Genomic DNA, 353 nt, shown 5'->3' with positions numbered 1-353 from the left:
GCGCGCACCGTTTCGACCGACAGACCGATGCCATGACATTCCCGCAGCTTCTCGCACGCGAGCGTCGGCCCGAAATCGGCATAGCGCTCGCGAATGACAGCCAGCGCGCGTCGCGCCAGGCCATCGGGCAACTGATGATTGCCCGGTCGGCCGCGCTTGCCTGACACCAGCCCGGCTACGCCGGCAGCCTGGTAGCGCTGCACCAGGCGTTCGACCTGACGCACGCTGAACGACAGTCGCTCTGCCGCCTGTCCCGGTTTCAGACGCCGCTCACATACGGCCTGGACAACCTTCAGCCGGTCCAGCTCAGTCATCGACATGGTGATCGTCCCAGATGCGTTCATTGCCAGCGC

General features: G+C 65.7%; 1 protein-coding gene. It reads right to left on the bottom strand.

Translation table 11 applies throughout. The annotated features are described in order from the left end of the window. A partial coding sequence (locus P0D89_RS54315; RefSeq protein ID WP_408371602.1) for a helix-turn-helix domain-containing protein occupies positions 1–344 on the bottom strand: 344 nt, incomplete at its 3' end. Positions 345–353: the final 9 nt, after the last annotated feature.

The organism is Paraburkholderia sp. RL18-085-BIA-A (assembly GCF_046027075.1).
Classification (GTDB): domain Bacteria; phylum Pseudomonadota; class Gammaproteobacteria; order Burkholderiales; family Burkholderiaceae; genus Paraburkholderia.
Note: the sequence above shows the minus strand (reverse complement) of the source record. Positions and strands in the feature narration are given on the sequence as shown.